This window comes from Micromonospora sp. PRAS1 (assembly GCF_059553435.1).
In genome coordinates, this window is sequence record NZ_JCANNB010000011.1 from 11,847 (window position 1) to 25,886 (window position 14,040).

General features: G+C 72.2%; 8 protein-coding genes and 2 pseudogenes. 7 read left to right on the forward strand and 3 right to left on the reverse strand.

What is annotated here, in order from left to right; all coding sequences use genetic code 11:
- The first annotated feature begins 36 nt into the window (after positions 1 to 36).
- Entirely contained in the window at positions 37 to 795 is a 759-nt protein-coding gene (locus tag AC507J_RS12775) for an MBL fold metallo-hydrolase (protein ID WP_496289348.1), read from the forward strand.
- On the forward strand, positions 792 to 1,373 hold the full coding sequence (locus tag AC507J_RS12780) for a DedA family protein (RefSeq protein WP_496289349.1): 582 nt from the start codon (positions 792 to 794) through the stop codon (positions 1,371 to 1,373). The genes AC507J_RS12775 and AC507J_RS12780 overlap by 4 nt, the downstream gene beginning before the upstream one ends.
- Here the strand turns inward: AC507J_RS12780 and AC507J_RS12785 are convergent.
- Positions 1,306 to 3,738, reverse strand: a complete 2,433-nt coding sequence (locus AC507J_RS12785) for an alkaline phosphatase family protein (protein WP_496289350.1) — start codon at positions 3,736 to 3,738, stop codon at positions 1,306 to 1,308. The two genes, AC507J_RS12780 and AC507J_RS12785, sit on opposite strands and share 68 nt — an antisense overlap.
- Positions 3,739 to 3,873: 135 nt before the next feature.
- Complete coding sequence (locus AC507J_RS12790; RefSeq protein WP_496289351.1) at positions 3,874 to 4,230, reverse strand: MmcQ/YjbR family DNA-binding protein; 357 nt, start codon at positions 4,228 to 4,230, stop codon at positions 3,874 to 3,876.
- Between the two features lie 271 nt (positions 4,231 to 4,501).
- On the opposite strand from AC507J_RS12790, the gene AC507J_RS12795 reads away from it, so the two are divergent.
- Positions 4,502 to 6,085 (forward strand): hypothetical protein, encoded by a 1,584-nt coding sequence (locus AC507J_RS12795; RefSeq protein ID WP_496289352.1) that lies wholly within the window; start codon positions 4,502 to 4,504, stop codon positions 6,083 to 6,085.
- Positions 6,086 to 6,448: 363 nt separating this feature from the next.
- Here the strand turns inward: AC507J_RS12795 and AC507J_RS12800 are convergent.
- Positions 6,449 to 7,831, reverse strand: a pseudogene (locus AC507J_RS12800) (LVIVD repeat-containing protein); the annotation flags it as partial.
- 243 nt (positions 7,832 to 8,074) lie between these two features.
- On the opposite strand from AC507J_RS12800, the gene AC507J_RS12805 reads away from it, so the two are divergent.
- The 4 genes and pseudogenes from AC507J_RS12805 to AC507J_RS12820 form a co-directional block, all read left to right on the forward strand.
- Positions 8,075 to 8,803, forward strand: coding sequence for a DUF305 domain-containing protein (locus AC507J_RS12805; protein WP_496289353.1), 729 nt, complete (start codon positions 8,075 to 8,077; stop codon positions 8,801 to 8,803).
- Positions 8,804 to 8,886: 83 nt separating this feature from the next.
- Positions 8,887 to 11,985, forward strand: a complete 3,099-nt coding sequence (locus AC507J_RS12810) for an ATP-binding protein (RefSeq protein WP_496289354.1) — start codon at positions 8,887 to 8,889, stop codon at positions 11,983 to 11,985.
- 113 nt (positions 11,986 to 12,098) lie between these two features.
- Entirely contained in the window at positions 12,099 to 13,754 is a 1,656-nt protein-coding gene (locus tag AC507J_RS12815) for a bifunctional 3-(3-hydroxy-phenyl)propionate/3-hydroxycinnamic acid hydroxylase (RefSeq protein ID WP_496289355.1), read from the forward strand.
- 111 nt (positions 13,755 to 13,865) lie between these two features.
- A pseudogene (locus AC507J_RS12820) lies at positions 13,866 to 13,979 on the forward strand (mycothiol transferase); the annotation flags it as partial.
- Positions 13,980 to 14,040: the final 61 nt, after the last annotated feature.

A 14,040-nucleotide genomic window follows, 5' to 3' on the forward strand; every position in this document is an offset into this window, starting at 1 on the left:
CGTGGTAGGCGTGGCAGCGGCGGTACGGATGACAGTGTGACCGAGGTGACCTGGCACGGTCACAGCACCGTGTGGATCGAGGATTCCGGCACCCGACTGCTCACCGACCCGCTGCTGCGTGACCGGCTGGCCCACCTGCGGCGCCGGCGCGGACCCACCCCACGGCTCGCCGCCGCTCCGGACGCGGTACTCGTGTCGCACCTGCACGCCGACCATCTGGACCTCGCGTCGCTGCGCCGGCTGCCGGCAGACACCACGCTTGTGGTGCCGGCGGGTGCCGCGCGGCTGGTCCGTCGGGCCCTCGGCGATGTCGCGGACCGGTGCACGGAGTTGACGCCCGGCGACCGGACGACGGTGGGCCGGGTCAGCGTCACGGCGGTGCCCGCGGTGCACCCCGCCGGCCGCGGGCCGTGGTCCCGGCACCAGGCACCCGCCGTCGGTTACCTGATCGACGGCGCGACCCGTACCTGGTTCGCCGGGGACACCGGCCTCTTCGACGAGATGGCCAAGCTCGGGCCCGTCGGCCTGGCGCTGATTCCGGTCGGCGGTTGGGGCCCGACGCTGGGCCCCGGTCACCTCGATCCGGCGGGGGCGGCCGAGGCGGTCCGGCGCGCCGCAGCCGGTTTGGCGGTGCCCATCCACTACGGCACGTTCTGGCCGGTCGGCTGCGACCGCATCCGGCCGGACCGGTTCTTCCAGCCGGGTGACGACTTCGCCCGGCACGCCGAGGTGACCTCCCCCGGCACCCGGGTGCGTGTGCTGCATCCGGGCGAGTCCTGCACGACGGCGCCATGACCGCGACGCTCGGCGCGCTGACCTGGCTCGCCCTGGTGGTGCTGGTCGGCGCGGTCGCCCCGGTGGTGCCGACCGGCGCGGCGGTCAGCGGGGCCGCCGCCCTCGCCGCCCACCAGGACCCGGCCACCGTGCTCCTGGTCGTGCTCGCCGGGGCGCTCGGCGCGTACCTCGGTGATCTGGTGGTCTACCTGGTGCTCGGCTGGGGCGGCGAGCGGGCCGCTCGACGGCTGCGCTGGCTACGCGAGCCGCATCGGCTCGACCGGGTGTCGGCGCGGGTACGCGAGGGACCGGTCTCGGTGTTCCTGATCTCCCGGCTCATTCCGGGCGGCCGGTTGCCGGTGCTGCTGGCGGCGGCGCTGGCCGGACTCTCCTGGCGGCGCTTCGCCGTCGTCAACCTGCCGGCCAGCCTGCTCTGGTCGGCGGTCTACGCCGCGATCGGCGTGCTCGGCCGGGCCGTCTTCCCGGAACCGTGGCAGAGCGTGGTGGCTGCGGTCCTGCTGGTGGTGCTGATCAGCCAGGGGCTGAGCTGGCTGGGGCGACGCCGGCCGGTGCCGGCGCACCCACCGGCGCGGCCGTAGCCGGCCGCTCACGGGGACGCGGATGCGGACGGGCACCGGGAACTGGCTCAGCCCGGTCGTCCGGCGCGCCACCGTCCGGCTGGCGCAGGCCCAGCCGACGCAACCAGTCGAGCAACTGCCGGTGTACGGCGTCGGGGCCGATGAGTTCGCCCTGCTGCGGCCAGTCGGCGGGATGGATGAGCAGCGCGTCGTTCTGCCAGCCGCCCAGGCCGCCGTGACTGCCGACCAGTTCCTCGAAGGCGCTCACCTCCTCCAGGCCGGGGTCCACCGCGCTGATCAGCACCAGGTCACCGACGTGGGTAATCTCCTGGTGGCGCAGCAGATCCTGCCGGGCCTGCGGCCCGTAGGTTGCCAGCGGGTCGTTGCCCTCGACCCGCCCGTCGCGCAGCCGGTGACTGCCGCCGGAGCCGATCGCCACCGGACCGTCGGCGGAGTCGACCACGACCAGCCCGATGCCGGGGTGCCCGGCCAGCCCGTCGATCAGGCCCGGGGCAACTGCGTCCACCCGCTCCCGGGTGAGCCGCCCCGGATGCCGAGTAAAGTAGATCATCGCCAGGTTTCCGGAGGCCACCACCACGGTCTCCGGTTCGGCCCGGCCGGGCGATGCCTCCCGGGCCGTCTCCGGTTCGGGAGGGCCCGCCGGTGCCTTCCGCGTCGGCTCCGGCCTGGCCCGTCCGGGCGGTGCCTCGCGGTTCGTCTCCGCCGGTGACCGGAGGCCGACCTTCGGGGATTTCCTGTCCCGCTGCGCCCGTGACCGGGCACCCGCTTGGCTGCGTACCAGGCCGGAGCCGACCCGGGTCGCCACGGCGGTCACCCCGTTGCGGCCGGCCACCTCGGTGAGCAGCGCGTCGACCCGGCCACACGCCTCGTCGCGGCCGCCCGGGTCGCCCTCGGGTACGGCGACCCGGACGGCCAGCCGGTCGACCAGTTGCGCGAGCGACTCGCCGTACCGCTGACGGAACGTGGCGCCCTGGCTCTGCCCGTGGTCGCTCAACACCACCAGGTGGTAGTGCCGCGTCGCCTCGGCGGCCAGCCGTTGCAGGATGCCGAGGGTGTGGTCGAGCGCCTCCAGCGCGGCCATCGCCTCCGGACGCGCCGGCCCGGCGTGATGGGCCACCTCGTCGTAGTCGACGAAGTCACAGAAGATCACCGGTGCGCCCCGGGCCATCTGCTCGGCGATCAGTGACACGTTCAGGTCGTTGAGCAGGCTGGCCAGCGGACGCAGGGCGAGGTAGGTGCCGCCACGGTCGGCCCGGGGCTGGACATCGCGTACCCGCCGTCGCCGCGCCTCGTGCAGTTCGCGCAGCACCAGCCCGGCACCGAGCACCACCGTCCGGGCGAAGCCGTACGGGCTGGTCATGAAGGCCGCGTAGCCCGGGGTCGAGCGCCCGGGAAGCCCGGCCCGGCTGACCGTGAGCAGGTTGGTGGGGGCGTCACCGGAGAAGGCGGTGCTGATGCTGACCCCGCCGTCGCGCAGCAGCCCCGCTCCGGTGGAGATGCGCCGTTCGACCTCGGCCGCGTCCCGGGGTCGACTGCTGACCACGAGCCGACCGGTGCCGCCATCGGTCGACTTCTCGTACCAGCGGTAGGCCGGCACCTGACAAGCCTCGCCGTGCAGCAGGCCCGCCTGCGCGGCCGGGGTGGTGGCCGGCAGTCCGGTGTGCCAGCGGGTCATCCGGTGGGTGCCGGATCGCAGCCACCGGCCGATGGTCGGCAGGTTGCCGGCGCGTACCGCCCACTGCACCACAGGCGTGGCAACGCCGTCGAGCTGGATGATGAGCAACCCGTCGCGCGGCGGCTCGCCCGCCGGGTCGGCCACCGGTTCGTGTCGACGGCGGATCCGCCAGGCCGGGCGTCGGCGGCGACCCGCGGCGCGCCGGACCCGGCCCATCAAGCGCAGGGTCTCGCTGACGAAGCTGTCGTCGGTGCCGGCATCGGCGAGCCAGTTGACGACCGCCGCGAGCGCCACGGCGAGCCAGGCGGCGGCGAACGCGACGCCGAACCCGGCCACCTGGGCCTCGGGAGCCAGCCGCAGCGCCACGTACATGACGACGGCCTGCACACCCACGCCGATGGTCAGGGCGCCGAGTCCGCCGAGCGCGGTGGCCAGCGCCAGCAGCAGCGGGCGCAGCACCGCACCTACCGCGCTGACCAGTACGACCAGCCACAGCAACCCGACCAGGCCGGTGGTGGTGACTCCGGGCAGCAACCAGAACGTCACGCTGAGCACCACGAAGGAGGTCGCCATGCTCCGGACCAGCGCCCGCACCCGGGCGATGGTCGGTCGGTAGCCGCGCAGGACCCGCAGGCCGACCCGGACCGGCTCGGGCAGCGGTCGGGCCTCGCTGTCCTCCGGCGGTCCCATGCCGCCACCATGCCACACCCGCGCCGGCAAGATCGCGAAGGGTGATCTGCGCTGGTCCCGGCCTGCCCGCAAGGTCCTACCAGGTCAGGGCCGGGCCGCCGGTCAGGACCGGGCCGCCGGGCGGAGCGGGAGCGGTCACCGGCCGGAGATGGACTCGGGGACCCGCATCCGCCATGCGTCCGTCACCAGCTCTTCGAGCCGGTCGACGTCCACCTCCGCGAGCCGGAGCATGACCAGGGGCAACCCGTCGTAACCGGGCGTGGTGAAGAACTTCTCGGGCTCGCCCAGCAGCAACGCCTGCTTCTCGGCCTCGTCACCGACGTAGAGCACGGCGATGTCGGTGCGGATGACCCGCGGTCTGCCCGGCTGGCGTTCGGGATAGGACCAGACGAAACCCTTGTCGGCGACCCGGAAGTCGAAGCCGTCGCTGTCGATCTCCACCACCTGGGGCAGCGCCAGGGCCAGGCGCCGGACGTCGTCGGCGTCAGCCATCGCGGTTCCCACGGGACACAGCCTGTTGCATGCCGTCAGGCTAGTGGCCGGGTGGGACATCACGGCCTGGCTAGCGGGAGAAGCCTTCTCCAGCTCGGCCTTTGACATCGAGGACCGGCCCTTGATGTCGCGCTTGTTCGCCTCTTGATGTGTTCGTAGGTTCGACATGCCCCGGCCGGGTACGGCGAAACCCGCGACGGACGAACGACGGATCGTGATGGGTAGGGAAACGCCGGATTCGGCGGCGGTCCGCGCGATCTAGCGTCGGGGCATGTCCCGAGATTCCTCTCCGCCCCGGCCCGGTGGTGGCCGTGTCGGCGCGACCGCCGTACGCCGCTGGATCGGCACCGGCATGACCCTGACCTGCCTGGTCGTGCTGACCGCCGGGTGCAGCAAGGTCCCTCTGCCCGGTTCCGGCGCCAGCGACGACCGGTACGGGTACGCCCCGAAGCCGGATGACTCCGTGGTCTACCAGCCGGACGTGGTGCTCGTGGAGGGTGGCGGCCGGGCCATCCGCTCGGTAAGCGAGGACGGCTTCACGTACGTCATCGACGGCGACGCCGCAGGCGTGGACGAGGTACGCCCAGGAAAGATCATGTTTGCCACCAGCGAGGCGCTCGGCCGGGTGGTGCGGGTGGAGAAGTCCGGCGGCGACCGGGCGGTCACCCTGGCTCCGGTACGCCTGAACGACGTGGTGCGGGACGCGCAGATCACCTTCGACCAGTCACTCGACCTGACGACGCAGGCGTTCGACCCGCTTCCCGACCTGCTCGGTGAGGTGGTCGAGGAGGCCGCCCCCGCCACGCCGGTGCTGCCCGACGCGGCGGAGGCCACCGGGCTGGGCAGCAACGCGATCCGGCTGGGTCGCAATGGGACCGGCCCGGACGGCGGCAACGCGATCCGGCTCGGTGACCGGGCGAGCGGTCGGCCCGACCTCCGGATCGCCGTGCCGCCGATCGCCCTCGGACCGGCCCGTGCCCCCGGTGCCGAGGGTGCGACCGACCGCGTCGAACGGAAGGTCGGTGACTGGGACGTCACCGCCTACAAGGACAACTCGAAGCTGGGCCTGACGGCCGGGCACGCCACGGCGGCGTCCGGACTCAAGGTCGACTTCGACATCCAGTTGCTGGTCAGGAACCTCCGGTTGTCAGGCCAGCTGAAGGTGACAAACGGGGTGATCCCGCAGCCCCGGTTCCGGATCGACGGGGTCCACGGCCTCGCCGTCACCATCGCCGCCGGTGCGCAGGGCGGGTTGAGCGACAACAAGAAGGCCAGGATCGAGTTCCCGATCGAGGTGACGCAGCCGATCCTCATCGGTGGCTTCCCGGCGACCCTCAAGCAGACGTTCAAGTTCCTCGTCCAGACGGCGTTCACCGCCAGGAACGGCAACATCTCGGCGACCGGCCGGTGGGGTCTCGACGGCCCGATCGGCTACGAGGGTTCGGTGCTCACGCCCAAGTTCTCCGTACAGAAGAGCATCATGCAGTCGTTGCGCGGCGTGTCGATCGGCGTCGAGGCGATCGTGGTGGCCGCGGAGTTCCGCTTCGGACTGCTGCTCGGGCTGCCGGTGGCGGGCGCGGGCCCCTTCGTCGGCGTGGTGGCCTCGCTGGGGTTGACAAACGGTTCGGCGGCCGGTCGGGTGGGCCTGCCGCTGGCCGGACCGGCGGTCAAGTGCCGGGGATCCACGCTGGTGCTTACCGTACGCGCCGGTGAGGGCATCAGCGTCTCCGGACCGTTGACCAAGGCCATCGAGCACACGCTGGGGGTGAAGATCCCGAAGGAGGCGGACTTCGTCAACGCGGACATCGTCAACCGCACCGTTGTCGAGCCCGACGTCCCGCTCTGCCGGGGCTGACCGACCGGCTAGCCATATACAGGGCTCCGGCCCGGCGGAGGCCGCCGGGCCGGAGCTTTCGGTGCGGTCAAGCGGGGGTACGGATCAGCTCCGCACCGATCCGCTGACCTTGCTGTCCCGGATGGTGGCGCCGGGGGCGTCCACCGAACCGTTCACGCTGCTCTCCACGATCGACACCACGGAGGCGCCGGCCGCGCTGACCGAGCCGTTCAGGCTCGAGTTGAAGACGATCAGACCGGCGCCCGGGTTGACCTTGATGGCGCCGTTCTGGCTCACCCCGTCGAAGCAGGTGATGCCGGACTTGATGGTCAGGCTACCGTTCTGCCGACCACGCAGGACGGTGGTGCAGGCCGGGTAGCTGGGCTGCGTCTGGACGTTCAGCTCCTCGAAGGCGATCGCCCGCGCGTTGTTGGTACGCGGGTCGTCCAGCTTCAGGACGTCCAGGCCCTTCTGGATGTCGTTGGAGTAGATGTACCCGTTGTGCCAGTACGTCGACCAGGATCCACCGAGGATGGACCGGGTCTCCGAGAGCGGACCCCGCTCCCAGTAGGCGAGCTCGACCGGGTTGGCCGAGTCGGTGAAGTCGATCACCGAGATGCCGCCCTGGTACCACGCCTGCACCATGATGTCGCGGCCCATCGCCGGGATCAGCGAGCCGTTGTGGGCGACGCAGTTCTCCCGAGGGCTGTTCAGCCGCGGAATCTTGAAGTAGCTCTTGAAGACCAGCTGCCGGTCGGCACCCGAGCCCACGATGTCGTAGATCGCGTTCGCGCCCTGGTTGGTCCGGTAGTTGGCGGTGCAGATGGCGCCGCTGCCGCCACCGAGTTCGTCGGTGAAGAGCACCTTGGTGCCGGCGTTGTTGAACGTGGCCGAGTGCCAGAACGCGAAGTTCGTGTCCCGGACCTGGCTCAGGATGACCGGGCTCTCCCGGTCCGAGATGTCCATCAGCACCCCGTCACCCATGCAGGCACCGGCCGCGAGGTCCAGGTCCGGGTAGACGGTGATGTCGTGGCAACCGCTGGTGTTGGTGTTGCCGCCGTCCGGGAAGAGGACCGGGGTGGCGACCACGGCGGAGCTGGTCGGGTCGGCCAGCGGCGTCTTGATGATGGAGATCTTGTCGTGCGGCGGCTTGCAGTACGCCCCACTGCCGTTCGACGGCGGGCCGTACGACTGGACGTAGACGTAGACGTCCTTGCCGTCCTTGCTCGGCGCCAGCGTCAGGGTGTGCGACCCGCAGTCGGTGCGAACCGACTTGATGTACTGCGGGTTGGCCTTGTCGCTGATGTCGAAGATCCGGACGCCCTCCCAGTGCGCCGCGTTCGACACCGAGCCACTCGCGCTGCTGCACGAGTCGTCGCTGCGAACCGCGTCGACCGCGAGGAAGAGCAGGTTGCCGAAGACCGACGGGTCACCCTGGGAGCCCGGACAGACGACCTGGCTGACCACCTGCGGCGAGGCCGGGTCACTGACATCGAAGATGTTGAACCCGTTGTAGTTGCCGGCGAACACGTAGTCGCCCTGGAAGGCCAGGTCGCTGTTGTACGACGACTCGTTCGCGAACGCGCCGAACTTCGGGACGTTGGCGATCTGGGTGAGGTTCGGACTGCTGACGATCTCGTCAACGCCCGGGATCTCGTTAGCGGCGGCGCTCGCCGGTGCCGCCGCGACGGTGCTGAGGAGAAGGGCGCCGGTGGCGGCCAGACCGAGGACCAGCCTCCGTCTCCCTCGTGGGGTTGGTTGGGACATGTAGGAACACCCTTCGTCGTGGGTGAAACGGGGGTAGCGGGACCATAACCTGGGCTGCGAGCAGTTCATTGTGATTTGGATCACAGCTGTCGCAGAGCCTGGATCACGATTAGGCAACACCGGGAACACGAATAACCGCAGGAACGACCAATGACATCTTTTCGCCGCCGCCGACCCCTGCTGTCATATCCTCGGACCGCGCTACGATCCCGGCCAACCTCGGTCCCATGGCGGGAGGCAGTTGTGCTAGGTGTACCGATCCGGCGGTCTCTCCGTCAGTCGCGGCCGGTCGTACTGATCGAGCTGGCGGTGCTGGCGGTGCTGGCCGTCGGAGCCGCAGTGCTGTTCTGGCTGCCCGACGACGACGCGGAGCCGGTGGCGACGGCGAGCCCGTCGGCCTCGATCGAGCTGCCCGGCCTGCCGGACTCCACCGCACCGGTGCTGATGCCCGGCCGCCCCGGTGAGCCGGCAAAGACCGCCGCGGCGAACGAGGTGTCGGCCCTGCCGCGGCAGCCACACAACAACGCCGACATCCGCTTCGTCGCGATGATGATCCCGCACCACGAACAGGCCCTGGTGATGGCCCGACTGGTGGCCGATCGGGGCGAGAACACACAGCTCAAGAGCATCGCGGACCGGATCCTGGCGGCCCAGGAACCGGAGATCAAGTTCCTGGAGGGCTGGCTGGCCGAGCGGGGCCTGAACCGCGAGTCCGGCGGCGACCACCGGCACACCATGTCCGGCATGCAGTCGGCGGAGGCGCTGAACCGGCTCACCGCCGCTCGCGGCGCGGAGTTCGACCGGATGTTCGTCGCCATGATGACCGACCACCACCAGGGCGCGATCACCATGGCCAACGAGGTGCTCTCGCTCGGCACCGACGGCATCGTCAACGAGATGGCCAGCAGCGTCGTGGTGGAGCAGAGCGTCGAGATCAACCGGATGCGCGACGCGCTGGCCAGCGGGAGCTAGCGCCGGCTGTGGAGGCGCGGCCGGCTTGCCGGTGACTGGCATACTCGGCCCGGCCAGATGGGGCCGGACATTGTGGTGGTGGCGTGCAGTTCCGGGTGCTGGGACCGCCGGAGGTCGTCCGCGACGGCCGGCCGGTGCCGATCGGCGGACCGAAACAGCGTGCGCTGCTGGCGCTGTTCCTGCTGCGACCGAACCGCTTCGTCGCCACCGACTGGCTCGTCGACGCGCTCTGGGACGGCCGGCCGCCGGCCAGCGCCGACATCACCCTGCGGACGTACGTGGCGGGCCTGCGACGAGCCGTGGAACCGCACCGCGTCCACCGCCAGCCGGCCCGCGTCCTGCGCAGCCACCCCAGGGGGTACGAGCTACTCGTCGACGCCGACACCATCGACGCGGTCCGGTTCCGACGGCTGGTCGACGCGGCGGCGAGCGCGCTGGCGGCCGGCGATCCGGCGAGCGCTGAACGCGGCTACGGCGAGGCGCTGGCGCTCTGGCGGGGTGAGCCGTTCACCGGTGTGGCCGACCGGGACGCGGTACGCCCCGAGGCGGCCCGGCTGACGGAGCTGCGGCTGATCGCCGAGGAAGGGCGCTTCGGCGCGGCCGTCGCCGCCGGGCGGCACGCGGCGGTCCTCGCCGAGCTGCGCCAGTTCGTGACGGCGAACCCGGTGCGCGAGGCCGCCCGCGCCCAGCTGATGCTGGCGCTCTACCGCTGCGGCCGGCAGACCGAGGCGCTGGCGGTCTTCGACGAGGGCAGGCGGATCCTGGCGGGCGAGTACGGGATCGATCCCGGTCGGGAGACGCGCGACCTGCACCGCCTCATCCTGGACCAGGCCGTGCCGGCTACCACGACCACCGCCACCGCCACGTCGGCCGGGCCGGGCCCGACCGACAGCGTCGACCGGCCGGTGTCCGACGGCGGGCCGGTCCCGTTGGTGGGCCGGGGTGGTGAGCTGGACCGGCTGGTGGCGGCGTTGACCGAGGCGATCGGTGGCAGTGGCCGGAGCGTCGCGGTGGTGGGCGAACCGGGGATCGGCAAGACCAGCCTCGCCACCGCGCTCAGCGCCCGCGCCGCCGCCGACGACGTGCCGGTGGTCTGGGGGCACTGCCCCGACGTCGGGCAGCCGCCGCCGTTCTGGCTGTGGCGTCAGGTGGTCCGGACGCTCGCGGCGATGCCGCAGACGGGCGGCACCGGGTCGGCACCCGGGCTGGCCGGGTTCGCGGCCGGCCCGCTGCCCGGCCCGGCCGGCGGCACGGAGCCCGACCCGATGGCGCGCTTCCAGGCGTACGAGGCCGTGGCGGAACTCCTCCGGGCGGCAGCCGCCCCGGCCGGACTGCTCGTCGTCCTGGACGATCTGCACGCCGCCGACCCGGACTCGCTACTGCTGCTGCGGTTCCTCGCCTCGGCGCTGCCGGGTACCCGGGCCCTCGTCCTGGTCACCCTGCGCCCGTACGAACATGATCCGGCGCTGCTTGCGACGGTGGCCGAACTCGCCCGCGGGCCCGGCTTCGGCCAGCTGCGGCTGGCCGGTCTGACCGCCGGCGCGGTGGCTGACCTGGTCTGCCGGCAGACCGGTGAACGGCCGGCGGAAGAGCTGGTGGCCCGCCTGGTGAACCGCACCGGCGGCAACCCGTTCTACATCACCGAACTGATCCGCTCACCCGCCGAGCCCACCGCTGCGGAGCTGCCGCCGAGCATCCGGGACACCGTCCGGCTGCGCCTCGGTGCGCTGCCCGAGGCGGCCCGCGACTGCCTCGACCTGCTCGGCGTGGCCGGTCGCGACCTCGACGCGAGCACGATGGCCGAGGTCCTGGACGTACCGGTGGCGGCGATCGCCGCCGGGCTGACGGCGGCCTACACGGCGGCCCTGGTGTTGGAGGGCGGTCCGGGCGCGGTGCGCTTCCGCCATCCGCTCTTCGCCGAGGTCGCCTACGCCGAACTGCTCCCGCCGCGCCGCGCCGCGCTGCACGCCCGACTGGCCGCCGCCTACGAGCGGGCCGGCGGTGTCGCCCCGGCCGAGTTGGCGCACCACTACGGGCGGGCAGTCGGGCTCGGCCACGGCCCGGACCAGCTGAGGTGGTCGCTCGCGGCGGCCGACGACGCCACCCGACGATTCGCCTACGAGGATGCCGTCGGCCACCTGGACCGCGCCGCGCTCAGGCTGGCACCGCTCGCCGCCGGATCACCGTCGGCGGCGCAGACCGAACTCGCCGTCCAACTGCACCGTGCCGCCCTGTTGCAGATGACCGTGGGAGTCGGCGCCGATGCGGTGGACAAGGTGTGCGCCCGGGCCCGGCAGTTGCTGACGCTCGTCGGCCCGGAGACGGACATCCGGCCCGCGCTCTGGGCGCTCGGTGAACTGGCGGCCAACCAGGCCGACTTCGCGGTCTGCACCGAGTTGGCCGGCCGGCTGGTGCGCGCGGACGACGACGGCATGGGCCTGTACGCCGCGGCCGGTGACTATCTGCTCGGCGTGGTCGGCTACTTCACCGGAGCACTGGCGTCGGCCGACGAGCGGCTCACCACCGCGATCGACCGACTGCGGCTGGTGGATCCACGGCTGCTCGGCCGGCAGGTCGGCCGGCTGCCGGTACTTGCCGCCCACAACTTCCGGGCCCTGGTCAGGTCGCTGCGCGGTGACACGACCGCCGCCCGGCAGGACATCGTGGAGGCCGAACTGCTCGCCGAGCGGCTCGACGATCCGTACGGGCGGGCGAACGCGGCACTCTTCGCCGCCTGGATGGGGATGCAGGAAGGGGACGTGCCGACGGTCCGCGACGCGGCACGGCGCTGCCGGGACATCGGCACGGCGAACGGCCTGCCGCACTTCGTCACCACCGGCGGGTTCTTTCTCGAATGGGCCGCCGCCCGTGGCGGCGAACACCACCGGCTTCCGGCGATGCGCGCCGCGATGGCGGGCATCTACCGCCCTGGGCTGCGGGCCACCCGGACCGTCACGTTGAGCGGGATGGCCGAGGCGTACCTGGCCGCGGGTGATCGCGCCACCGCGGCGGCCCTGGCCGAGGAGGGCCTGAGCGTGGCGGAACGGCTCGGCGAGTCGGTCCTCGCCGCCGAACTGCACCGGGTACGCGGGCTGGCCCGCGACGATCCGGCCGCGCTGGCCGTCGGGGCCCGAATCGCCGCCCGGCAGGGCGCCGGCCTGCTGCTTCCCCGCTTCGGCTGACCACCGCCTCAACACATCCTCCACGGGGCCTCCACAGTCGCCTGCTGTCCTGGTCGTCGTCAGCAGCACTGGGCCCGGTGTGCCACCGGGCCGCCCGGCAACGGAGGAAAGTCATGGATCCGGCCCAGCCGTCGCCGCACGCCGCGGTGCAGGAGGTCGACGTCGTCGTCGTGGGATGTGGCCCGGTCGGCGCGGTGACCGCAAACCTGCTCGGCCTGCGCGGCGTACGGACGCTTGTGGTCGAGCGGAGCACCACGCCGCACGGTCAGCCCCGGGCGTTCTCCTGCGACGACGAGGCCCTGCGCATCTACCAGCAGGCGGGCCTGCTCGACCGGATCGTCGGCGACCTGCATCAACCGTCGCGCGCCGACTACGTCAACGCCGGCGGCGACGTCTTCGCCACCATCGCCTTCGCCGAGGTCGACTTCGGCTTCGGACACGCGCCGCTGAACTTCTTCGACCAGCCGCTGCTGGAGCAGACCCTCCGCACCGGCCTGGACCGGTTCGACCATGTCGAGCTGCGCCTCGGCACCGAGTTGGTCAGCCTTCGGCAGGAGGACGACGAGGTGCACCTGGTCCTGCGGGACGTACGCACCGACGAGTCGCTGCCGGTACGGGCCAGGTACGTGCTCGGCTGCGACGGGGCGCGCAGCACCACCCGAACCGCCGTCGAGATCCCGCTGGCCGGGGCGAGCTACGCCGAGCCGTGGCTGGCGCTCTCCGGTGACGTGCCGCCGGACGCGATCCGGGGCGAGCACACCACCTTCGTCTGCGACTGGCGGCGGCCCGCCTTCGTCTCCCCCGGTGCCCGGGGCAGCTACCGCCTGGAGTTCATGCTGCACCCCGGCGAGACCGAGGCCGAGATAACCCGGCCGGGGCGGATCGCCGCGCTGGTCGAGCCGTACGTGGATCCGGCGCGGTTCACCGTCACCCGCGCGGTGGTCTACACCTTCCACCACCTGATCGCGCGACGGTGGCGGGAGCGGCGGGTCTTCCTGCTGGGCGACGCCGCACACCAGATGCCGCCCTTCCTCGGCCAGGGGCTGTGCAGCGGGCTGCGCGACGCGGCGAACCTGACCTGGAAACTCGATCTGGTGCTGTCCGGTCGGGCCGACCCGGGACTGCTCGACACGTACGAGCTGGAGCGGCGTCCGCACACTGCGGCGATGGCGCAGACCAGCGTGCGTCTCGGCAGGGTCTTCCTGGCCCGCGACCGCCGCGCGGCCTGGCTGCGGGACCTCGCGCTACGGGCCGTGCAGACCGTGCCCCGGGTACGCCGGTTCGTGCGCAGCTTCGAGTTCAAGCCACTGCCGGCGTACGACCGGGGTCTGTTCGCCGACGGGCGGCGCGACGGTCCGGTGGGGACGATGTTCCCCCAACCCCGGGTGATCGTCGCGGGCTCGACCACGCCGGTCCTGCTCGACGAGGTGCTCGGCACCGGCTTCGCGCTGCTCACCACCGGTGTCCCGGCCGACCTGCCCGGTCCGTCGGGGCTGCCGCTGCGTAGCGTGGTGGTGCATCCGGCCGGCACCGAGCCGGCGAGCCTGCCGCCCGGCGAGCCCGACGGCGACCGGGTGGACGTCGTCGACACCGACGGGACGATAAGCGCCTGGCTGCGCCGGCACTGCTGCGGCACGGTCCTGCTGCGACCGGACCGGTTCGTCTTCGCGGTCGCCCCGACTGAGGAAACCGCGCCGGTGACGCGGCGACTGACGGCGGCACTCGGGCAGGCGCGCTCGCCGCAGTCGAATGTCGGTGGCGGCCGATAGCGTCCGGGCAACGCCGACGAAGAGGGGGCCGTCATGGCCGAGGCAACGCTGACGCCCGAGCGCGCAGACCTGCTGGGCGCGTTGCAGCAGCACCGTTTCCTGCTGCGCAACACCGCCCGGGAGCCGCGCCGGGTGCTGCTGCACATCATCGCCGAGACGTCGCAGCACGCCGGCCACGCCGACATCATCCGGGAAGCCATCGACGGTGCCAAGTCCATGGGCTGAGGGCCTTCAACACCTTCGATGTCGGGCATAGCATGTGGACACATTGATCTTCGACCACTCG